Origin of the sequence: Cupriavidus pauculus (assembly GCF_008693385.1) — a bacterium.
GTDB classification, from domain to species: domain Bacteria; phylum Pseudomonadota; class Gammaproteobacteria; order Burkholderiales; family Burkholderiaceae; genus Cupriavidus; species Cupriavidus pauculus_D.
Genome location: NZ_CP044065.1, coordinates 2,030,521 through 2,051,043, shown reverse-complemented (window position 1 = coordinate 2,051,043; position 20,523 = coordinate 2,030,521). Strand labels below are relative to the sequence as shown.

Here is a 20,523-nt window from a genome sequence, read left to right as displayed (position 1 = left end):
AACGACGACAAGAACAATCCCCATATAGCGATAAGCAAGAGGTAGCCAAATGTCTTACAGCAAAGAGGTTCTCGACCACTACGAAAATCCGCGCAACGTCGGTTCGTTCGACAAGAACGACGACGCGGTGGGCACCGGCATGGTCGGCGCTCCGGCCTGCGGCGACGTGATGAAGCTGCAGATCAAGGTGAACGAAGCCGGCGTGATCGAAGACGCCAAGTTCAAGACCTACGGTTGCGGCTCGGCCATCGCGTCGTCGTCGCTGGTGACCGAATGGGTCAAGGGCAAGACCGTCGATCAGGCGCTGGAGATCAAGAACACCCAGATCGCCGAGGAACTGGCGCTGCCGCCGGTGAAGATCCACTGCTCGATCCTGGCCGAGGACGCCATCAAGGCGGCGGTCGAGGACTACAAGAAGAAGCACGCGGGTGCCGAGCAGCAGGCAGCCGCCTGAACGCGGCCGCGGCTGCGAGATTGAACGAGGGCAACGATGATCACGATGACCGAAAAGGCGGCGAAGCACGTCGCGCGCTATCTGGAACGCCGGGGCAAGGGCGTGGGTCTGCGCCTGGGCGTGAAGACCACGGGCTGCTCGGGCCTGGCTTACAAGCTCGAGTACGTGGATGAACTCGCGCCGGAAGACGCGGTGTTCGAGTCGCACGGTATCAAGGTGATCGTCGATCCGAAGAGCCTGCCGTATATCGACGGCACCGAACTCGATTTCGCGCGCGAAGGGTTGAACGAAGGTTTCCGCTTCAACAACCCGAACGTGAAGGACGAGTGCGGCTGCGGCGAGTCGTTCCGCGTGTGATCGGTATCCGCGCGATGCGCGCCGGAGCAGTGGGCGCGCAAGCGGAGACAAAGGAGCGGGCGACCGCTCCTTTTTGTTGGGGAAGCATTTGAAAGACGCGCAGTTTCAAGACGACTATTTCGCGCTGTTCGGGCTGCCGGCCCGGTTCGAGGTGGACGAGGCCGCGCTGGACGCGGCCTACCGCACGGTCCAGTCGCGGGCCCACCCGGACCGCTTTGCCAACGCCGGCGATGCCGAGCGCCGTGTGGCCATGCAGTGGGCCGCGCGCGCGAACGAGGCGTATCGCACGCTGCGGCAGCCGCTCAAGCGCGCGATCTATCTGCTGTCCCTGCGCGGTGTCGATATCCAGGCCGAAAGCAACACGGCGATGGCGCCGGCTTTCCTGATGCAGCAGATGGAATGGCGCGAGGCGTTGCAGGACGCCACGGAAGCGCGTGACGAGGCACGCCTCGATGCACTGCTCCGCGCGCTGCGGCAAGAGAAGCGCGAGCGCCATGCGGCGCTGGGCGCGCTGCTCGATGGTGCTGACGATGCGGCGGCCGGTGCGGCCGCGCGCCAACTGATGTTTATCGAGAAGATCGAGCACGACACCAGCGAAGCGATCGATCGTCTCGAAGGGTAGACGGCGCCCGCGAAGTCCGACGCGCGCCGCCCCCATATAAAACGCGAAGAATTACCATGGCACTGCTCCAGATTTCCGAACCCGGCATGTCGCCGGCCCCGCACCAGCGCCGGCTGGCCGTCGGGATCGACCTCGGCACCACGAACTCGCTGGTCGCCGCGGTCCGCCACAGCATTCCCGAAGTGTTGCCCGACGAGCGCGGCCGTCCGCTGCTGCCGTCCGTCGTGCGCTACCTGCCCGACCGTACCGCGCATATCGGCTATCGCGCGCAGGAAGAGGCGGTGCGCGATCCGAAGAACACGATCGTCTCGGTCAAACGTTTCATGGGCCGTGGCCTGCGGGACGTGGCCAATATCGAGCACAGCCCGTACGACTTCGTCGATGCGCCCGGCATGGTGCAGATCAAGACAGCCGCGGGCGTGAAGAGCCCCGTGGAAGTGTCGGCCGAGATCCTGGCGACGCTGCGCCAGCGCGCCGAGGATTCGCTCGGCGACGATATCGTCGGTGCCGTGATCACGGTGCCCGCGTATTTCGACGACGCGCAGCGTCAGGCCACGAAGGATGCCGCGCAACTCGCCGGCCTCGACGTGCTGCGCCTGCTCAACGAGCCGACCGCGGCGGCCATCGCCTATGGCCTCGACAACGCGGCCGAAGGGATCTACGCGGTGTACGACCTCGGTGGCGGCACGTTCGATATCTCGGTGCTCAAGCTGACGAAGGGCGTGTTCGAGGTGATGTCCACGGGCGGCGATTCCGCGCTCGGCGGCGACGACTTCGACCAGCGCCTGCTGTGCTGGATCGTCGAGCAGGCGGGGCTGCAGCCGCTGTCCGCCGAGGACACGCGCCTGCTGATGGTGCGTTCGCGCGCGGCCAAGGAAGCGCTGTCGGAAGCGGACAGCACGGTCATCGATGCAGTCCTCGCCAGTGGCGAGATCGTGCATCTGACGCTGGACGCGACCACGTTCATCGAGATCACCGCGCACCTCGTGCAGAAGACGCTGGCGCCCGTGCGCAAGGCGCTGCGCGACGCGGGCGTGGGCCCGGAAGACGTGAAGGGCGTGGTGCTCGTCGGCGGCGCCACGCGCATGCCGGCCATCCGCAAGGCCGTGGGCGATCATTTCGGCCAGACGCCGCTGACCAATCTGGACCCGGACAAGGTGGTCGCGCTGGGCGCGGCCATGCAGGCCAATCTGCTCGCCGGCAATTCCGCGCCGGGCGAGGACTGGCTGCTGCTCGACGTGATTCCGCTCTCGCTGGGCGTGGAGACGATGGGCGGCCTCGTCGAGAAGATCATCCCGCGCAACAGCACGATTCCGGTCGCGCGCGCGCAGGAGTTCACGACGTTCAAGGACGGCCAGACCGCGATGGCCATTCACGTGCTGCAGGGCGAGCGCGAACTGGCCAGCGACTGCCGTTCGCTCGCGCGCTTCGAGTTACGCGGCATTCCGCCGATGGTGGCCGGCGCCGCGCGCATTCGCGTGACGTATCAGGTCGATGCCGACGGCCTGCTGTCCGTGTCCGCGCGCGAAATGCTGTCGGGCGTGGAAGCGTCGGTTGCCGTGAAGCCTTCGTACGGCCTGGCCGACGACGATATCGCGCGCATGCTGCAGGAAAGCTTCCGCGAGGCCGAGCATGACATGAAGAGCCGCGCGCTCGCCGAAGAGCGCGTGGAAGCCGAGCGGCTCGTGGAAGCGACCACGCGCGCGCTGGAGTCCGACGGTACGCTGCTCGACGACGCCGAACGCGCGGCTATCGATGCGCTGATCGTCACCGTGCGCGAGACCGCGAAGGGCGACGACCATCGCGCGATCAAGGCGGCCGTCGATGCGCTGTCGCATGGCACCGACGAGTTTGCCGCGCGGCGCATGGACCGGTCGATCAAGAGCGCGCTCGCGGGCCGCAAGGTCCAGGAAATCGGCTAACCGGCGCCCCAGACACAGAAATACCCAGGAAGACCATGCCACAGATCATTGTTTTGCCCCACGTCGAATACTGTCCCGAGGGGACCGTGATCGAAGCCAGGACGGGCGTCAGCGTGTGCGACGCGCTGCTGGCCAACGGTATCGAGATCGAGCACGCGTGCGAGAAGTCCTGCGCCTGCACGACCTGCCACGTCATCGTGCGGGAAGGTTTCGATTCGCTGAACGAGGCCGAGGAGAAGGAAGAGGACCTGCTCGACAAGGCATGGGGCCTCGAACCCAATTCGCGGCTCTCGTGCCAGGCGATCGTCGCGGACGAGGACCTGACCGTCGAGATTCCGAAATACACGATCAACCATGCCAAGGAAGGCCACTGAGGCCGGAGCACGCTCATGAAATGGACTGATACCTACGACGTCGCCGCGGCGCTGTACGACAAGTTCCCGGACGTCGATCCGGCCACGATCCGCTTCACGGACCTGCACAAGTGGGTGATGGAGCTCGATGGCTTCGACGATCTGCCCGACCGCTCGGGCGAGAAGATTCTCGAGGCGATCCAGCAGGCGTGGATCGAGGAAGCCGAGTAAGCTCCCTCGCAGGACCAAAAAAAGGCGCGTCGATCGACGCGCCTTTTTTCGTGGCGGAGCCGGTTCAACCGGTCAGCCGGTCACCAGTACGCCGCGCTCCATATGCACGCGCTGGCCAACCTGCACGCCCGGCTCCCGCTCGTAGGTGAACGTGCGATGCGTGCCGTCGTCCATCTTCACGCTGACGCGGTACTGCGTGTCCTTGTTCACGTGCTTCTCGACGACGTTACCCGCGTAGCCGCCGGCGGCCGCGCCGGCCACGGTGCCGAGAATCCGGCCGTTACCGCGGCCGATCTGGTTGCCGAGCAGGCCACCGACCACCGCGCCGCCGACGGCGCCGAGGCCGCTCGTGGGCTTCTCGGTCTGGATCGGCGTCACGGCCACCACGCGGCCCGCGGTATGGCTGGGCTTGGCGGCGGGCGCCTGCTGTTCGACCGGCTGCGCGGCTTGCTGCGGCGGCGGAACGTTGTTGGCGGCCTGGGTGGAAGTGGCCGGACCGTAGGCGGGCGGGCGTGTCGTCGAGCCCGGCGGCGGCGTCTGCGCGGTCGTCTGCGAGGTGTATGCCGAGGCAGGTGCGGGCGCGGTGGCGACGGGGTCGGAGTCGGCACCCTGGCCCTGGTTGGCCTTGCTGATCGGCAGCACGCCGGTCACGGCCGCGACGGCCGTCAGGCTCGCAATGACAACGGCCACGGCGGCGGCGGCGATCAGCGGGTGGATACGGCGGGGGGAGGGCACAGGGCTTTGCATCTCTTGTTCTCCAAAGCGATCCGGAATGCCGGATGGATGAACATAGTTTGGCGCAACGCAAGCCGGAATGCCGTTGGATTTTGTAAGGAGTTGTGAGCCGAAAAGCGCCGTCAAATCAAGGGCTTGGCTCCGTTGTCGGTGCGTGTCCGACGATCGGTTGTAACAGGGGCCGACCCCCTCTCCGGGCGGAGAGGGGCCGAAACACCGCGGTCAGCGCCGGGTTACTCTTCGCGGCGCAGATGCGGGAAGAGAATGACGTCGCGGATATTGGGGCTGTCCGTCAGCAGCATGACCAGGCGGTCGATGCCGATGCCGCAGCCGCCCGTCGGGGGCATGCCGTACTCGAGCGCGCGGATATAGTCGGCGTCGAAGTACATCGCTTCCTCGTCGCCGGCGTCCTTCTGCTCGACCTGCGCGCGGAAGCGCTCGGCCTGGTCCTCGGCGTCGTTCAGCTCCGAGAAGCCGTTGGCGATTTCGCGGCCCGTGATGAACAGCTCGAAACGCTCGGTAATGCCCGGCACCGTATCTGACGCGCGCGCGAGCGGCGACACCTCGACCGGGTAGTCGATGATGAACGTCGGCTCCCACAGCTGGCTTTCGGCCGTTTCCTCGAACAGCACCAGCTGCAGCGTGCCCACCTTGGCGTTCAGGAACTGCGGCGCGCTGGTGTTGACGCCGAACTTCTTGAGCTCGGCGCGCAGGAACTCCACGTCGGCCAGTTGCGCGTCGGTGTACTGCGGCGCGTATTTCTGGATCGCCTGCGTGATGGTCAGGCGGTGGAACGGCTTGGCGAGGTCGAGTTCGCGGCCCTGATACATCACCGTCGCGCTGCCGCGCGCATCGATCGCGGCCTGGCGGATCAGGTTCTCGGTGAAGTCCATCAGCCAGCGGTAATCCGTATAGGCCGCGTAGAACTCCATCATCGTGAACTCGGGGTTGTGGCGCGGGCTCACCCCTTCGTTACGGAAGTTGCGGTTGATCTCGAACACGCGCTCGAAGCCACCGACGACCAGGCGCTTGAGGTAGAGCTCGGGCGCGATGCGCATGAACATCTGCATGTCCAGCGCGTTGTGGTGCGTGATGAACGGCTTGGCCGCGGCGCCGCCCGGAATCGGGTGCAGCATCGGCGTTTCCACTTCCATGAAGCCCGCGTCGGCCATATGGCGGCGCAGCGAGGAGATGGCGTTGGTGCGCGCGCGGAACGTGTTGCGCGTCTCGGGGGAGACGATCAGGTCCACGTAGCGCTGGCGGTATTTCGTTTCCTGGTCGGCCAGGCCGTGGAACTTGTCCGGCAGCGGACGCAGCGCCTTCGACAGCAGGCGCAGCTCGCGCACCTGCACCGACAGCTCGCCCTTGTTGGTGCGGAACAGTTCGCCGCGCGCGCTGATGATGTCACCGAGGTCCCAGTGCTTGAACGCCGCGTAGACGTCCTCGCCGACCTTGTCGCGCGTGATGTAGAACTGGATCTGGCCGCTGCCGTCCTGCACGGTGGCAAAGCTGGCCTTGCCCATCACGCGCTTGAGCATCATGCGGCCGGCAATCGCCACTTCGACCGGCGTGGCTTCGAGCGCGGCCTGATCGGTCTCGCCGAACTGCGCGTGCAGCGCGGCGGCCTGGTGCGTGGGGCGGAAATCGTTCGGGAAGGCCACGCCCTGCTGGCGCAGTGCCTGCAGTTTCTCGCGCCGCTCCGCGATGATCTTGTTCTCGTCGACGGCGGGCGTGTCGGAGGCGTTGGCGGGGGCGGCGGGATTGGCGCGCGTGGGTTCGGTCATGATGGTTCAGTAATTGCGAATATCGTCGAGTTCGGTCGTGCCGAAATCGGGGCGGGACAGATAGGCCGCGATGCGCTTTGCGGTCTCGTCGGGCGACGACAGCTTGTCGTTGGCCTTGAGGTCGCGGAAGCGCTGCACGTCGGCGAACTCCGCGTCGCGGATGGTCGCCTGCATGTCGGTGTCGACCACGCCGGGCGCCAGCGCCACCGCGCGGATGGTGCGCGGCGCGGGCACGTCGCGGTACTCGGCGTTGACCGAGCGGATAAACATGTCGAGCGCGGCCTTGCCGGCGCAGTAGGCGCTCCAGCCCTGCACCGGATTGCGCGCGGCGCCCGACGAGATCGCGAGGATCTTGCGCGGGCAGTCGAAGCGCGCGGTGTGTTCGATGAACGCGGCGGTCATCGTCATCGGCGCGGCCAGGTTGGTCAGCAGATGCGGGATCAGCGAGTTCTCGTGCAGCTTCGTGATCGGGCCGATCGGCTCCACCACGCCGGCGTTGAGGATCAGCGTGATGCTCGCCGGGGTGTCGTCCACCGCGTCCAGCACGCTGCCGAGCCAGCCTGCGGCGGGGCCGGGCTGGGCCAGGTCCTGCAGATGCCAGGCCACCGGCACGCCGCTGGCCGAGGCCTCGGCCTCGAGCTCCGGGTTGCGGCTGCGGGCCACGCAGACCACGCGGTTGCCCGGCACGAGCAGCGCGCGCGTGAGGGCCGCGCCCAGCCCGCGCGAGGCGCCGGTCACGATATAAAGGTGTTTGGCTGCGCTCATGACAATCCCCGGATTTCTCGTCGATCGGTGTTGGTAAGTCTTGCTTTTGTGGAGCCGCCGCGCGCGCGTCGATGGCGCGCGGCGGTCATGCGGATGCTGCTTACAGACCCTGCTTCAGGCTGGCCTCGATAAACGGATCGAGGTCGCCGTCGAGTACCTTCTGCGTGTTCGACATTTCGACGTTCGTGCGCAGATCCTTGATGCGGCTCTGGTCCAGCACGTAGGAACGGATCTGGTGGCCCCAGCCCACATCGGTCTTGCCCGCTTCCAGCTTGTCGGCTTCGGCCTGGCGCTTGCGCATTTCATGCTCGTACAGGCGCGACTTCAGCATCGACATGGCTTCGGCGCGGTTGCGGTGCTGCGAACGGTCGTTCTGGCACTGCACGACGATGCCGGTCGGGATGTGCGTGATCCGCACGGCCGAATCGGTCTTGTTGATGTGCTGGCCGCCCGCGCCCGAAGCCCGGTACGTGTCCACGCGCAGGTCGGCCGGATTCACCTCGACCTCGAACGAATCATCGACCTCGGGATACACGAACACCGACGAGAACGACGTATGACGGCCGCCCGACGAGTCGAACGGCGACTTGCGCACCAGGCGGTGCACGCCGGTCTCGGTCCGCAGGTAGCCGAACGCGTATTCGCCTTCGACCTTGATCGTGGCGCTCTTGATGCCGGCCACGTCGCCCTCGGATTCCTCGAGCACCTCGGCCTTGAAGCCCTTGCGCTCGCAGTACTTGAGGTACTGGCGCAGCAGCATCGAGGCCCAGTCGCACGCTTCGGTACCGCCGGCGCCGGCCTGGATGTCGATGAACGCGTTGGCCTGGTCCATCTCGCCCGCGAACATGCGGCGGAATTCCATGTCGGCGACGATCGCTTCGAAGCCCTTGACGTCGGTCTCGATCGACTCGAGCGTTTCGTCGTCAGCTTCCTCGCGCGCGAGTTCGAACAGTTCGTCCGCGCCGCTCAGGTCGTCCGTGAGCTTGCTGAGCACGCCAACGACGCCCTCGAGCATTTTCTTCTCTTTCCCGAGGTCCTGGGCCTTCTTGGGGTTGTTCCAGACGTCGGGATCTTCCAGCAAACCATTGACTTCGTCGAGGCGTCCTACCTTGACATCGTAGTCAAAGATACCCCCGTAGATCTTCCGTTCGCGAACGGAGATCGGAGATGGCACCGGAGATGGCGTTGAGGCGTTCTGCTTCCATGATGTTCCTGCGCTTCCAAAACCGGGAATTATAGCGGATAGCGGGGCGACCGCTGCGAACGTCACTTGAGGGAAAATAGGGGCTCACCCCCGTATGGAAACCCAGACGCATGACGGTTATTGCATCACCCCGATTGGCTTCCCCCGAATCTGCCACATTGTCCCGCCGGCGCGCGCTTCTGGTGCTTGGCACCGGGGCCGCTTCCGCGCTGCTGGCGGCCTGCGGCACCACCGGCGGCCCCGCGCCGGACGGCTTCTATCGCGTCGAGCGCGGCGATACGCTGTATTCGATCGCGCGCCGCCACAAGCGCTCGGTGGCCGAACTGACGCGCTGGAACAATCTCGCGAGCGCGGACCAGATCGAGGTGGACCAGTTGATCCGCGTGCGGCCGCCCGCCGGCGCGGCGGCTGCCGCATCCTCCCCGGGACCCGCCTACAACCCGGCGCCGGCCCGATCCGAGCCGGCACCGCAGGGCAAGGTGCCCACCACCACCATCCGCCTGCAATGGCCGGCCGACGGCCGCATCACCGGTCGCTTTGCGCCGCCGGGCGAAAAGGGCATCCGCATCGCGGTGCCCACCGGCGGCAAGGTGCGCGCGGCCGCGTCGGGCTGGGCCATTCACGTCGGCGAGATGCGCGGCTACGGCATGCTCGTGATCGTCAAGCACAACGACGACTGGCTGACCGTGTACGGCAACCTCGACAAACCGCTGATCAAGGAAGGGGCGCAGGTCTCGGCCGGGCAGGATATCGGCGTCATGGGGACCGACGCCGAACTGCACTTCGAGGTGCGCGGCGGCACGCAGCCGGTGGACCCGCTGCGCTACCTGCCCGCGCGCTGAGGGCGCTGCACGACGGCGCGGGGCGCTATGCCTGCGCGTGCTCGATCACGAGCTGCACGCGCGTGACGCCGTTGAACGTGTTGTTGTCGAGCCGGTAGGCGATGGTGGCGCTCGCGCTGCCGAGCGCCTCGGCGTGATTGAACCAGATGGCGTCGTAGCGCTGGCCGCCGCGGCCCAGCTGGAGCTTCAGGTGCTTGCCCTTGAGGATGGTTTCGCGCAGCACGTCGAACTCGCCGCTGAACGTCGGCGGCGGGAAGCCCTGGCCCCAGACCTGCTCCTCGAGCAGCGTCACGAAGGCCGGATCGAAGCAATCGGTGTCGATGTCGCCGTCCGTCTCCACCACGCGCGCGAGCTGGTCGTCGGTCAGCCATTCGCGGCCCACGGCCTCGAATGCGGCCATGAACGTGTCGAACTGATCGGCGCGTAGCGTCAGGCCCGCCGCCATCGCGTGGCCGCCGAACTTCACCAGCAGCCCCGGATGGCGTTTGGACACGAGGTCCAGCGCGTCGCGGAGGTGGAAACCCGGAATCGAGCGGCCCGAGCCCTTGATATGCAGATCGTCGCCGGGCGCGAACGTGATGGTCGGGCGGTGGAATTTCTCCTTGAGCCGCGACGCGACGATGCCGATCACGCCCTGGTGCCACGTGTCGTTGAACACGCTGACCGTGAAGCGCGACGCGGGATCGATGCCATCGAGCGGCGCCTCGAGGATCTTGAGCGCTTCCTGCTGCATGCCGGCCTCGATATCGCGGCGCTCGCGGTTCATGCCGTCGAGTTCCTGCGCGATGTTCCAAGCGCGCTCGTGATCGTCGGTGAGCAGGCATTCGATGCCGAGCGACATGTCGGCGAGCCGCCCGGCCGCGTTGAGCCGCGGGCCGAGGCCGAAGCCGAGGTCGAACGTGTTGGCGCGCGTGGCATCGCGCGCGGCGGCGCGGAACAGCGCGGCCACGCCCGCGTGCATGCGGCCCGCGCGCATCTGGCGCAGCCCCTGCGCGACGAGGATGCGGTTGTTCGCGTCGAGCTTGACCACGTCGGCCACGGTGCCGAGCGCCACGAGGTCCAGGAGCGTCTGCAGATTGGGCGCCTTGGCGGTCTCGTACGCGCCGCGGCGGCGCAGTTCGGCCCGCACGGCCAGCAGCACGTAGAACATCACGCCCACGCCCGCGAGGTTCTTGCTCGGGAATTCGCAGCCCGGCTGGTTCGGATTCACGATGACCGCCGCCTCGGGCAGCACCGCGCCGGGCAGATGGTGGTCGGTCACGACGACGTCGATGCCGCGCGCATTGGCGGCGGCCACGCCATCGACGCTCGCAATGCCGTTGTCCACGGTCACGATCACGTCGGGGTTGCGCTGCGCGGCGAGTTCGACGATCTCGGGCGTCAGGCCATAGCCGTACTCGAACCGGTTGGGCACGATGAAATCGACTCGCGCGCCGAGCATGCGCAGCCCGCGCACGCCCACCGCGCAGGCGGTGGCGCCATCGCAGTCGTAGTCGGCGACGATCAGCAGCGATTTTTGCGCGGCGATCGCATCGGCGAGGTATTCGGCCGCGTGGGCGATGCCCTTCATCGCGGTGGGCGGCGTCAGCACGGCGAGCTCGGTCGCGAGTTCGTCCGGGTGGAGCACGCCGCGCGCGGCCAGAATGCGCGCCAGTGTCGGATGCAGGCCCGACGCGGCCAGCGTGTCGGCGTTGGGGGCGGAGTATTGGCGAATGGCGATCCGGGTCATGGGCAGAGGGGAAAGAGTCGGGTCAGGCCGCCATGGCCAGGTCGGACAGCAGCGCGCGCCAGTTGCCGCGTGCGCCCACGCCGCGCCAGAACTTGCGCAGATCCGCGCGGCGCACCGTGAACTCGGCAAAATGGTTCTCGCCGGCGAGCACGAGCGTCAGGGTCTGGATCTGTCCGGCGGCGAGCGCTTGCAGCGCGGGCGCGAACCAGTCCGCGTCGAGCGCGTGCATGCGGAGCAGCCATTCGTGCCAGTCCGACGCCAGATACGGTTCGCTCGCGCGTTCGACGAGGGCCAGCACGCTGCCCTCGGTATGGATATCGGCAAAACGGGCGGGCAGCGCGGCGGCACGGCTGCCGCCGGCCAGCGCGAGGCCGGTCAGGAAGGCGTCGTCGCTCAGGACCGTGTCGGCCAGTTTCGGCACCGGGCGCATCGTACCGCCGCCGTGGAGCCAGACCGAATTGACGGGCAGCCGGCCCGCGGCCTGCCGCGCGTCGTTGACCGGATGGTCGTGCCACGTCATCTGGATCTCGTTCTGCAGGCGCCGCCAGTCGCGCGCGCGGGCGCCAGCCTGCAGCCAGATATCGATATTGCGCCCGGCCGCGCGCAGCGGCGTGGTGGCCTCGAGTTCGCCGAACGTGGCTTCGGGCAGGTACCAGCGGTCCGGGACGGGCGCCTCCAGCGGAATGCCGGCTTCGGTCAGCAGGTCGTCGATCGCCGCGCGCAGCGCCGTGGCGTCGTCCGCGCGGAGGTCGAGCTGCCCGGGATGCACGAGCACCAGATGGTCGCGCGCCGCGTGGATATGGACCGGTTGCAGGCAGGCCCATGCGCCCTCCGTGGGGGCTGACGCACCCGGTGCTGTGTCCGATTGCCGCAGGTCGGCCATCCGCATGTAGGGCGCGGTGGGCACGCGATCGGTCGGCAGGCCGGCCCGGGCGGCCAGCCAGCGCTCCTGAGGCAGGCTGCGGAGAAACGGGTCGTCGTGACGCTCGCGTGGCCCCGGCGTGGCCCGGGTCAGCAACTTTCCGAGCGCGGGCAGCTCCAACTGCCGGAGCAGGGCGTCGGACACGCGCTCGTCGATGCCGTCGGCACCGTCGCCACCGGGACCGGGCGGGACGGAAAAGGGGACAATCAGAGTCAGGTGCGTCATCATAGTGGCCGTGATTGTAAACTGTGCTCCTATTTCCGCGAATCAACAGGACCTCTCTTGAACTTTCCCTACGAGTGGCAGATCGGCTGGCGATACACGCGCGCAAGCAAGCGCGCCAGCCGCAATACATTCATCTCGTTCATCTCGATGATCTCGATGCTCGGTATCGCGCTTGGCGTGGCCGCGCTGATCGTGGTGCTGTCGGTGATGAACGGCTTCCAGAAGGAAGTGCGCGACCGCATGCTGTCGGTGCTGGCGCATATCGAAGTGGTCGGCGAGCAGCCGCTGAGCGACTGGCAGAAAACCGCCGCCGAGGCGATGCAGAACAAGGAGGTGATCGGCGCCGCGCCCTATGTGGCGGCGCAGGCGATGCTCACGCGCGAGGATGCCGTACGCGGCGTGCTGCTGCGCGGGGTCGATCCGGCCGAGGAGCCCAAGGTTTCCGATGTCGGCGCCCAGTTCACCGCGGGCAATATGAACGCGCTGGTGCCGGGCGGCTTCGATATCGCGCTCGGTAGCGAACTGGCCGCGGCCATGGGCGTGCGCGTGGGCGACAAGGTCACGCTGGTGGCCCCGCAGGGCACGATCACCCCGGCCGGCGTGCTGCCGCGCCTCAAGCAGTTCACGGTGGTGGGCGTGTTCTCGTCCGGCCACTACGAATTCGACAGCGCGCTCGCGCTGATCAATATCCAGGACGCGGAGACGCTGTTCCGCCAGGCCGGCCCGACCGGCGTGCGGCTCAAGCTCGTCGATATGCAACGCGCGCCGGAAGTGGCGCGGCAGCTGGCGACCACGATGACGGGCAACCTGTACCTGCGCGACTGGTCGCAGCAGAACCGCAACTGGTTCGCGGCCGTGCAGACCGAGAAACGGATGATGTTCATCATCCTGACGCTGATCATCGCCGTGGCCGCGTTCAACCTCGTGTCCACGCTGGTCATGACCGTGACCGACAAGCAGCCCGATATCGCGATCCTGCGCACGATGGGCGCGCAGCCGCGCTCGATCATGAAGATCTTTATCGTGCAGGGCGTGGCCATCGGCTTTATCGGCACGCTGCTCGGCGTGGCCGGCGGCACGCTGATCGCGACCAATATCGATGTGATCGTGCCCTTTATCGAGCGGCTGCTGCACGTGCAGTTCCTGCCGCGCGATATCTATTTCATCAGCGAACTGCCTTCGGATCCGCGCGTGAACGACATTGCCACGATCGGCGTCATTTCCTTCGTGCTGGCGACGCTGGCCACCATCTACCCAAGCTGGCGTGCCGCCCGCGTGAACCCGGCGGAGGCCCTGCGCTATGAGTGAAACCACGTTGCTGCAGGATCCGTCGGCCGTGCCGGCGGTGCCGGGTCTCGCCGTGCAACAGGGTGCGCCCGTGCTCGTGGCCGAGGGCCTGACCAAGCGGTTCCGTCAGGGCGGGCTCGACGTGGACGTGCTGCGCGGCGTCGATGTGCGCGTGGACGCGGGCGAGAAGGTCGCCATCGTCGGCGCGTCGGGGTCGGGCAAAAGCACGCTGCTGCATGTGCTCGGCGGGCTCGACAATCCCGATTCGGGGCGCGTGGCGCTGCTCGGCAAGCCGTTCACGGCGCTGCGCGAGAAGGAGCGCAACACGGTGCGCAATCGCTCGCTGGGCTTCGTCTACCAGTTCCACCATCTGCTGCCCGAGTTCACGGCGCTGGATAACGTCGGCATGCCGATGCGCATTCGCGGGCTGACCGAGCATGCGGCGCGCGAGGCCGCGCAGGCGATGCTCGATCGCGTGGGGCTGGGCGGTCGCGCGAAGCACCGGCCGGGCGAGCTGTCCGGCGGCGAGCGGCAGCGCGTGGCCATCGCGCGCGCGCTCGTGGGGCAGCCGGCCTGCGTGCTGGCCGACGAGCCGACGGGCAATCTCGACGACCATACGGCGGGCGGGGTGTACGACCTGATGCTCGAGCTGTCGCGCACGCTGGGCACGAGCTTCGTCATCGTGACGCACGATACGGACCTCGCGGGCCGTTGCGATCGCGTGCTGCGGCTGCGCGACGGGCATCTGCATCGCGAGCGCTGATCGCATCCGGCCATGTGGATCGACACGCATTGTCATCTGGACGCGGGCGAGTTCGACGGTGACCGCGGTGCGGTCACCGATGCCGCCGGTGCGGCCGGCGTCTCGGGCATCGTGCTGCCGGCGGTGGCCGTGTCGAATTTCGGCGCGGTGCGCGCGCTGGCGCATGGCGATGCGCGATGCGTGTATGCGCTGGGGATTCATCCGCTCTATACGCCTGGCGCGGGGCAGGCGGATCTCGATACGCTGCGGATGGAGGTGGAGGCGTCGATCGGCGATCCGCGCTTCGTGGCCATCGGCGAGATCGGGCTCGATTTCTTTGTGCCGGGGCTCGATGCCGCGCATCAGACCTGGCTTTATACCGAGCAACTGAAGATCGCGCGCGAGTTCGATCTGCCCGTGCTGCTGCATGTGCGGCGGTCGCAGGATCAGGTCTATGCGGGCCTGCGGCGCGTCGGGGTGCGGCAGGGCATTGCGCATGCTTTCAATGGCAGCAACGAGCAGGCGCGGCGCTATGTCGAGCACGGCATGAAGCTCGGGTTTGGCGGCAATATGACCTACGCGCGCGCGAAGCAGATTCGCAGGCTGGCGGTGGAGCTGCCGCTCGAGGCCATCGTGCTGGAGACCGATGCGCCCGATATCGCGCCCGCGTGGCTGTCCGATGGGCATTTCGGCGAACAGCACAAGGCGCGCAATACGCCGGGCGAGGTCGTCGGCGTGGCGCGCGTGCTGGGCGAGTTGCGCGGTCTGCCGCTCGAGTCGCTGGCCCACGCGATGTGGGCCAATTCGGTCGCCGCGATGCCGCGGCTGGCCGCGTTTGCGGCGACGATGGCGCCGCGGTGAGCGTCTGTTTCAGCTGGCGCCGGTTGTGCCGTTCGCGCGCCTGAGCTTGACCACGCGCGATACCTGACCGAGCGTGAAGCCGCTGTTGACGACATACGGCGCGCATTCGGGCGGCGTGGTCAGCGAGCCTGCGGCCGTGAAATGGCCGGCATAGCGATACTTGTCCGTTGCGCCCTTGATGAACACGGGCACGGGCTCCGTTTGCGTGGCCAGCGTCCTGCCGGCCGCGCGGGCCGCGGCGCTGCTGCTGCAGACGATGGCGTCGGGGGCGGCGGGGTTCAGGTCCGGGCGGAGGCAGACCGCTACCACCTTGCCGTTCCTGGTGGGCAGGAACGCCTGCTTGCTGCCGCCGCAGACGGTATGAATCTGTTCGCGCGTGTAGTCCTTGCCGATCTCAAACATTGAATATCTCCACGGAAATGCGCGGGTGCATGGCCGCGACATTGGGACGGAGACGATATCGTTTCGCGCGTAAAGGCCCTGGCAATTCTTCGGCTGCGTGTGTAAACGCGGCGGAATCAATTCGCCACGTTCGCGCAACGCCTGGACACGTTTTCTTCGGCGTTTTCGCGTTACAACGCGGCTTTTCCGTTCGACGAAGGAGAGGCCGATGCGTGCTTGCCTGCTGGCATTCGTGGCTGGGTGCTGGTGGCTGCAGCAGCAGGGGGCGCTGGCGTCGTGGCACGGGTATGTGGGGGCGATGGCGGGGGTGTTGGTGTGGGCGCTAGGGTGGCGCTTCAAGGGGCGCGTGATGGCGCAGTCCGTGCAGGCGCGCGGGCCGAGGCGGTCGCTATGCCCGCTCGCGATGGCCACCGTGCTGGCCCTCGTGCTGGGCGCGGCATGGGCCAACTGGCGCGCGGCGGTGCGCATGGCGGATTGGCTGCCGGAGTCACTGGCCGGCCAGAACCTCGTCATCACGGGCGAAGTCGCGGGGCTGCCGGATGTGGCCGCGCACGGCACGCGCTTCCTCTTCGCTCCGGATACCGCGCCCGCCACGCACGGCGCATACGACGCGCTTGCCACGCCAGCGGCGCCCGGTGCGCTCGGTGCGCTCTTGCCCGAAGGGCGGGTCCCGCCCCGCGTGCTGCTCACCTGGCGCAATCCCCCAATCCCCCTCGTCCCCGGCCAACGCTGGCAACTGACCGTCCGCCTCAAGCGCCCACGCGGGCTCGCCAATCCGCATGGTTTCGACTACGCATACTGGCTCCTGAGCGAAGGCATCGGCGCCACCGGCCACGTGCGTGCCGCGCGCGCGGGCCCGATGCCCGGCGATGGCGCCCGCATCGCCCGCTGGCGTGCCGCACTGCGCGACCGCATGCACGCGGCCATGCCCGCCGACGCGCGGCTCGGCAGCGTGCTCGTGGCGTTGGCCATCGGCGACCAGCGGGGCATCGCCCAGGCGGACTGGGAGATATTCCGGCGCACCGGCATCTCGCATCTGGTGAGCATCTCGGGCCTGCATATCACGATGCTGTCGGGCGCGGTCGGCGGGATCGTGCACTGGCTTTGGCGCCATTCGTTCGGCCTTGGCCGCAGGTTGCGGCGCCCGTTGCCATTGTGCTGGCCCGCGCGGCAGGCGGCACTGGTCGCCGCCGTGGCGACCGCGCTTGCATATGGCCTGATCGCGGGCATGCAGATTCCCGCCATGCGCACGGTGGCGATGCTGACCGTCGCGGCCGTGGCACTCTGGAGCGGCCGCGCGCCGCCGGCCACGCTGGTGCTGACATGGGCCGCCGCCGTTGCCGTCGTCATCGACCCATGGGCGGTCATGGCCCCGGGGTTCTGGCTCTCGTTCGGCGCCGTGGCCGTGATCTTCCTCGCCGCAGCGCGACCCGAGCCGGCCGCCACAGCGAGGCCGGCAACGCGGCGCCGCCGCCTGTCGCCCGAAGCGACCCCCGAAGCCGCGCCGAAGCGTACCGGCGCGCATGCGATGCCCAGCATGTCCGGCGGCTTGCCGGGCCAGCACGGCTCGGCAAGTCGCGCATCGCATGACGTGGCGCGTGCCGCGCCGCGCGCGCCGGACTCCGCGGTGGGTGGCACGTCGAACGACGGGCCGAAACGTAGCCACGCTCATGCGACCGCCAGCATGTCCGGCGGGCCGAAGCGTGCCGGCGCCCATGCAGTGGCGCGCCTGTTCGGCGGCTTGCTGGGCGCCGGCGGCGCGGCGAATCGCAAGCCCCATGGCGCGGCGGCCCGCGCGGCCAGGGGTGTCGGGAGCGAGGCGGAGGCTGTTGCGGCGGACGACCTGGCGGAGGAGCCGTCGGCACTGCAGCGGCGGCTGTTGCGTTGGCGCGCAGCCCTCGTGAGCGCAGCGCGCGTACAGTGGGCCGTGACCATCGGGCTCGTGCCGTTTTCGCTGCTGCTGTTCGGGCAGGTATCGGTGGTCTCGGCCATCGCCAACGCCGTGGCGATCCCGATCGTCAGTATCGTCGTCACGCCGCTGTCGCTGCTCGGCGCCGTGGCGCCGCCGCCGGTGGCGCATCTCGCGCTGACGGTCGCGCATCAGGCCATGGCGTGGCTAGCCGATGCGCTCGCCTGGCTGGCCGCGCCCGCGTGGGCCGTGTGGGAAGCCGCGCAGGCAGGCCCGCTTGCCATGGGGCTCGCATCGATCGGCGTGTTCCTGCTGCTACTGCCCGATGGCGACCGCGCCATGCGCGCCTATGGCGCACTGCTGATGGCGCCGATGATCCTGGCCAGCGGCACGCCCGTGGCGCAGGGCGAGATGCGCGTGACCGCGCTCGATATCGGGCAGGGCACGGCGGTGCTTGTGGAAACGCAAGCGCACGCGTTGCTGTACGACACCGGGCCGGGCTATCTGTCGGGCACCAGCGCGGGCGCGCAGGTCGTGGTGCCGTATCTGCGCGCCACGGGCGTGCGGCGGCTCGACCGGCTGATCGTCAGCCACGAAGATGCCGACCATGCGGGCGGTGTGCGGGACATCGAGGCCGTGGTGCCAATCGGCAGGCGGGATGACGATGCGATGCCGGCGGGCGATGCACGCGGTGCCGAGACCGCGCGGCTGACGGGTTCAGCGCCGGGGCAAGTGTCCCTGCGCGACAAGGGCGCCGATCACACGCGCGGTGTGCGGGACGTCGAGACCGCGCGGCTGACCGGTTCAGCGGCGGGGCAAGTGTCCCTCCGCGACAAGGGCGCCGATCACACGGGCGGTGTGCGAGACGTCGAGACCGCGCGGCTGACCGGTTCGGCGCTGGGGCAAGTGCACCTCCGCGACAAGGGCGCTGACCACGCGGGCGGTGTGCGGGACGTCGAGACCGCGCGGCTGACCGGTTCGTCACTGGGGCAAGTGTCCCTCCGCGACAAGGGCGCTGACCACACGGGCGGTGTGCGGGACGTCGAAACCGCGCGGCTGACCGGTTCGGCGCTGGGGCAAGTGTCCCTCCGCGACAAGGGCGCTGACCACGCGGGCGGTGTGCGGGACGTCGAGACCGCGCGGCTGACCGGTTCGGCGCTGGGGCAAGTGTCCCTGCGCGACAAGGGCGCCGATCACACGGGCGGTGTGCGAGACGTCGAGACCGCGCGGCTGACCGGTTCGGCGCCGGGGCAAGTGTTCCTCCGCGACAAGGGCGCCGATCACACGGGCGGTGTGCGGGACGTCGAGACCGCGCGGCTGACCGGTTCGGCGCTGGGGCAAGTGCCCCTCCGCGACAAGGGCGCTGACCACACGGGCGGTGTGCGGGACGTCGAGACCGCGCGGCTGACCGGCGCGCCGCCGGGGCAGGCGTGGATGACGCGGTCATGGGCGCCATGCGAGGCGGGAATGGCGTGGGTATGGGACGGCGTGCATTTCGAGTTCCTGCACCCACCGGCAACGCAATCCGGCAACCCCCGCGTCGCGAGCAATGCGCGCAGCTGCGTGCTGCGCGTGGCCACCGCGCGGCGCAGCGTGCTGCTGACCGGTGATATCGGCGTGGCCGAGGAGCGGGCCATGGTGCGGCGCGCGGAGGAGGAAGGGGCGCCCCTGCGCGCGGACATCCTCGTGGTGCCGCATCATGGCAGCGGCACATCGTCGGGCGCGGCGCTACTGCGTGCGGTCGCGCCCGAGATCGCGGTGTTTCAGCTGGGATATCGCAACCGCTATGGCCATCCGCGGGCCGATGTATGGGCGCGTTACGAGGCTCGGGATATCAAGCGCTACCGCACCGACGAGACCGGTGCGATCACCATCGTCACGCGGGGCGACGCGTATGACGTCACTCCTTACCGCCAGCACGTCAGGCGTTACTGGCGCGACGCGCCACCCGCGCCGCGGTAGCGCGTGACGGCGCTTGCCAGCGCGGGATTGACCGATGGCCCCCCCCTTGCGTCAGGTGAGCCAGGTGGGTCAGGGGAGTCAGGCGCGCCGACGGGGCGGCACCGTGCGTGTGCCGCGCGCGGTGGGCTTCGCAAGCCTGGCACGCGCCGGCTTCGCGGCACCCGCCGCCGCAACGCCCGGCGCCGCCTCCCCATAAACCGCCGGCTCCGCCCCAGCAATCCGCCGCTCCCGCAAATGCGCCTTCGCGCGCTGCAACCCCTGCGCAACCGTGTCCGCGCGCTGCAGCGCCACCCCCGCCGCCAGCACATCGCCCAGCACGAGGTGAGAAATGCGCGACGTCATCGGCGTATAGATATCGCTGTCCTCCTCCACATCGGAGAACACGCAAATATCCGCGAGCCCCGCCAGCGGCGACCCGCTGTGCGTGAGCGCCAGCACGCTGGCCCCGCTCGCGCGCGCCAGTGTCGCCGCGGTCAGCATATCCCACGTGCGCCCGCTATTGGACACCAGCACCGCCACATCGCCAGGCCGCAACAACGCCGCCGACATGCTGAACACATGCGAATCGGAATAGGCCGTCGTCGGAATTCCAAGCCGGAAGAACTTGTGCTGGATATCGAGCGCCACAATCCCGGAATTGCCGCACCCATAGAACTCGATGCGCCGCGCATTGGCAAGCAGCGCGATCGCATGCTCGATCTGATCCGCCGACAGCGCATTCCGCACGGTCATCAGCGTCGCAATCGTGCGATCGAACACCTTGCCCGCGATATCGGCCGGCCGGTCGCTGGCCTCCACATCCTGATGGACGAACGGCGTGCCGCCCCCCACGTTCTGCGCAAACTGCAGCTTGAACTCGCGAAACCCGTCATAGCCAAGTGCCGCGCAGAACCGCGCGATGGTCGGCTGCGAAACGCCGGCGCGTTCGGCCAGTTCGGGCATGGAAAGGCGAATCACGCTCGCGCCGTGGCGGGCAATGTAGTCGGCCAGGCGGCGCTCGGAGGGACGGAGCGTGTCGTAGACGGCAAGAATTCGGTCGCGCATGATCGGTGTCGTATTTGTGTAGAGATTCTACACGCGAGGTGGCGCGATTCTCGGCCAGCAGACACGGGACTGCACCTAGGGCTTTCCCCAGTTCATGCCGGATATGCGCAGGAAAAAGCAGATTCGCCGCGCATGACGGCTTCCGTGGCCCTAGCGCCCATGGATATAATG

General features: G+C 68.2%; 19 protein-coding genes. 11 read left to right on the top strand and 8 right to left on the bottom strand.

Annotation, left to right across the window (positions count from 1 at the left end):
- Positions 1-49 precede the first annotated feature (49 nt).
- The 6 genes from iscU to iscX all read left to right on the top strand — a co-directional run bounded on the left by iscU (position 50) and on the right by iscX (position 3,939).
- Entirely contained in the window at positions 50-454 is a 405-nt protein-coding gene (gene iscU, locus FOB72_RS09430; protein WP_150372270.1) for a Fe-S cluster assembly scaffold IscU, read from the top strand.
- A gap of 36 nt (positions 455-490) precedes the next feature.
- Complete coding sequence (gene iscA, locus FOB72_RS09425) at positions 491-811, top strand: iron-sulfur cluster assembly protein IscA (RefSeq protein WP_109581584.1); 321 nt, start codon at positions 491-493, stop codon at positions 809-811.
- Between the two features lie 88 nt (positions 812-899).
- The gene (gene hscB, locus FOB72_RS09420; protein WP_150372269.1) at positions 900-1,433 is read left to right on the top strand and encodes a Fe-S protein assembly co-chaperone HscB; all 534 of its coding nucleotides are present in this window, start codon (positions 900-902) and stop codon (positions 1,431-1,433) included.
- Between the two features lie 56 nt (positions 1,434-1,489).
- Entirely contained in the window at positions 1,490-3,355 is a 1,866-nt protein-coding gene (gene hscA, locus FOB72_RS09415) for a Fe-S protein assembly chaperone HscA (protein WP_150372268.1), read from the top strand.
- 35 nt (positions 3,356-3,390) lie between these two features.
- Positions 3,391-3,729 (top strand): ISC system 2Fe-2S type ferredoxin, encoded by a 339-nt coding sequence (gene fdx / locus FOB72_RS09410; RefSeq protein WP_150372267.1) that lies wholly within the window; start codon positions 3,391-3,393, stop codon positions 3,727-3,729.
- 15 nt (positions 3,730-3,744) lie between these two features.
- Positions 3,745-3,939, top strand: a complete 195-nt coding sequence (gene iscX / locus FOB72_RS09405; protein WP_150372266.1) for a Fe-S cluster assembly protein IscX — start codon at positions 3,745-3,747, stop codon at positions 3,937-3,939.
- A 72-nt stretch (positions 3,940-4,011) separates the two neighbouring features.
- Here iscX and FOB72_RS09400 read toward each other — a convergent pair whose 3' ends face one another.
- The 4 genes from FOB72_RS09400 to prfB form a co-directional block, all read right to left on the bottom strand.
- Positions 4,012-4,686, bottom strand: coding sequence for a glycine zipper 2TM domain-containing protein (locus FOB72_RS09400; RefSeq protein ID WP_150372265.1), 675 nt, complete (start codon positions 4,684-4,686; stop codon positions 4,012-4,014).
- Positions 4,687-4,907: 221 nt separating this feature from the next.
- A complete protein-coding gene (gene lysS, locus FOB72_RS09395; RefSeq protein ID WP_150372264.1) occupies positions 4,908-6,458 on the bottom strand; it encodes a lysine--tRNA ligase in 1,551 nt (516 codons plus the stop codon).
- A 6-nt stretch (positions 6,459-6,464) separates the two neighbouring features.
- On the bottom strand, positions 6,465-7,223 hold the full coding sequence (locus FOB72_RS09390) for an SDR family oxidoreductase (RefSeq protein WP_150372263.1): 759 nt from the start codon (positions 7,221-7,223) through the stop codon (positions 6,465-6,467).
- Between the two features lie 100 nt (positions 7,224-7,323).
- A protein-coding gene (prfB, locus tag FOB72_RS09385; RefSeq protein WP_150372262.1) for a peptide chain release factor 2 occupies positions 7,324-8,428 on the bottom strand; the annotation gives its coding sequence in 2 pieces (ribosomal slippage) (positions 7,324-8,346 and positions 8,348-8,428; 1,104 coding nt in all).
- Between the two features lie 109 nt (positions 8,429-8,537).
- On the opposite strand from prfB, the gene FOB72_RS09380 reads away from it, so the two are divergent.
- Complete coding sequence (locus FOB72_RS09380) at positions 8,538-9,269, top strand: M23 family metallopeptidase (RefSeq protein WP_150372261.1); 732 nt, start codon at positions 8,538-8,540, stop codon at positions 9,267-9,269.
- Between the two features lie 25 nt (positions 9,270-9,294).
- Here FOB72_RS09380 and recJ read toward each other — a convergent pair whose 3' ends face one another.
- Positions 9,295-10,998 carry a single-stranded-DNA-specific exonuclease RecJ gene (gene recJ, locus FOB72_RS09375; protein ID WP_150372260.1) on the bottom strand — a complete coding sequence of 568 codons (1,704 nt, stop codon included), beginning with the start codon at positions 10,996-10,998 and terminating at the stop codon, positions 9,295-9,297.
- A 22-nt stretch (positions 10,999-11,020) separates the two neighbouring features.
- The gene (locus tag FOB72_RS09370; RefSeq protein ID WP_150372259.1) at positions 11,021-12,148 is read right to left on the bottom strand and encodes a hypothetical protein; all 1,128 of its coding nucleotides are present in this window, start codon (positions 12,146-12,148) and stop codon (positions 11,021-11,023) included.
- Positions 12,149-12,202: 54 nt separating this feature from the next.
- Between FOB72_RS09370 and FOB72_RS09365 the strand changes: the two genes are divergently transcribed.
- The 3 genes from FOB72_RS09365 to FOB72_RS09355 are packed head-to-tail and all read left to right on the top strand — an operon-like array spanning position 12,203 to position 15,035.
- A complete protein-coding gene (locus FOB72_RS09365; protein WP_150372258.1) occupies positions 12,203-13,453 on the top strand; it encodes a lipoprotein-releasing ABC transporter permease subunit in 1,251 nt (416 codons plus the stop codon).
- A complete protein-coding gene (gene lolD / locus FOB72_RS09360) occupies positions 13,446-14,195 on the top strand; it encodes a lipoprotein-releasing ABC transporter ATP-binding protein LolD (RefSeq protein WP_150372257.1) in 750 nt (249 codons plus the stop codon). Before FOB72_RS09365 ends, lolD begins: the two co-directional genes overlap by 8 nt.
- A gap of 12 nt (positions 14,196-14,207) precedes the next feature.
- Entirely contained in the window at positions 14,208-15,035 is an 828-nt protein-coding gene (locus FOB72_RS09355) for a TatD family hydrolase (RefSeq protein ID WP_150372256.1), read from the top strand.
- Positions 15,036-15,044: 9 nt separating this feature from the next.
- Here the strand turns inward: FOB72_RS09355 and FOB72_RS09350 are convergent, their stop codons facing one another.
- On the bottom strand, positions 15,045-15,437 hold the full coding sequence (locus FOB72_RS09350; protein ID WP_150372255.1) for a hypothetical protein: 393 nt from the start codon (positions 15,435-15,437) through the stop codon (positions 15,045-15,047).
- A 208-nt stretch (positions 15,438-15,645) separates the two neighbouring features.
- Here FOB72_RS09350 and FOB72_RS32510 point away from each other — a divergent pair, with 208 nt between their 5' ends.
- The gene (locus FOB72_RS32510; RefSeq protein WP_223851287.1) at positions 15,646-19,308 is read left to right on the top strand and encodes a ComEC/Rec2 family competence protein; all 3,663 of its coding nucleotides are present in this window, start codon (positions 15,646-15,648) and stop codon (positions 19,306-19,308) included.
- A gap of 78 nt (positions 19,309-19,386) precedes the next feature.
- On the opposite strand, the gene FOB72_RS09340 is transcribed toward FOB72_RS32510, so the two are convergent.
- Entirely contained in the window at positions 19,387-20,352 is a 966-nt protein-coding gene (locus tag FOB72_RS09340; protein WP_150372254.1) for a MurR/RpiR family transcriptional regulator, read from the bottom strand.
- Positions 20,353-20,523: the final 171 nt, after the last annotated feature.

What these genes read in the sequence shown, in the direction of transcription:
- iscU (WP_150372270.1), top strand. Translation starts at nt 50, where the DNA reads ATGTCTTACAGCAAAGAGGTTCTCGACCACTACGAAAATCCGCGCAAC.
- iscA (WP_109581584.1), top strand. Translation starts at nt 491, where the DNA reads ATGATCACGATGACCGAAAAGGCGGCGAAGCACGTCGCGCGCTATCTG.
- hscA (WP_150372268.1), top strand. Translation starts at nt 1,490, where the DNA reads ATGGCACTGCTCCAGATTTCCGAACCCGGCATGTCGCCGGCCCCGCAC.
- fdx (WP_150372267.1), top strand. Translation starts at nt 3,391, where the DNA reads ATGCCACAGATCATTGTTTTGCCCCACGTCGAATACTGTCCCGAGGGG.
- iscX (WP_150372266.1), top strand. Translation starts at nt 3,745, where the DNA reads ATGAAATGGACTGATACCTACGACGTCGCCGCGGCGCTGTACGACAAG.
- FOB72_RS09400 (WP_150372265.1), bottom strand. Translation starts at nt 4,686, where the DNA reads ATGCAAAGCCCTGTGCCCTCCCCCCGCCGTATCCACCCGCTGATCGCC.
- lysS (WP_150372264.1), bottom strand. Translation starts at nt 6,458, where the DNA reads ATGACCGAACCCACGCGCGCCAATCCCGCCGCCCCCGCCAACGCCTCC.
- FOB72_RS09390 (WP_150372263.1), bottom strand. Translation starts at nt 7,223, where the DNA reads ATGAGCGCAGCCAAACACCTTTATATCGTGACCGGCGCCTCGCGCGGG.
- FOB72_RS09380 (WP_150372261.1), top strand. Translation starts at nt 8,538, where the DNA reads ATGACGGTTATTGCATCACCCCGATTGGCTTCCCCCGAATCTGCCACA.
- recJ (WP_150372260.1), bottom strand. Translation starts at nt 10,998, where the DNA reads ATGACCCGGATCGCCATTCGCCAATACTCCGCCCCCAACGCCGACACG.
- FOB72_RS09370 (WP_150372259.1), bottom strand. Translation starts at nt 12,148, where the DNA reads ATGATGACGCACCTGACTCTGATTGTCCCCTTTTCCGTCCCGCCCGGT.
- lolD (WP_150372257.1), top strand. Translation starts at nt 13,446, where the DNA reads ATGAGTGAAACCACGTTGCTGCAGGATCCGTCGGCCGTGCCGGCGGTG.
- FOB72_RS09355 (WP_150372256.1), top strand. Translation starts at nt 14,208, where the DNA reads ATGTGGATCGACACGCATTGTCATCTGGACGCGGGCGAGTTCGACGGT.
- FOB72_RS09350 (WP_150372255.1), bottom strand. Translation starts at nt 15,437, where the DNA reads ATGTTTGAGATCGGCAAGGACTACACGCGCGAACAGATTCATACCGTC.
- FOB72_RS32510 (WP_223851287.1), top strand. Translation starts at nt 15,646, where the DNA reads ATGCGTGCTTGCCTGCTGGCATTCGTGGCTGGGTGCTGGTGGCTGCAG.
- FOB72_RS09340 (WP_150372254.1), bottom strand. Translation starts at nt 20,352, where the DNA reads ATGCGCGACCGAATTCTTGCCGTCTACGACACGCTCCGTCCCTCCGAG.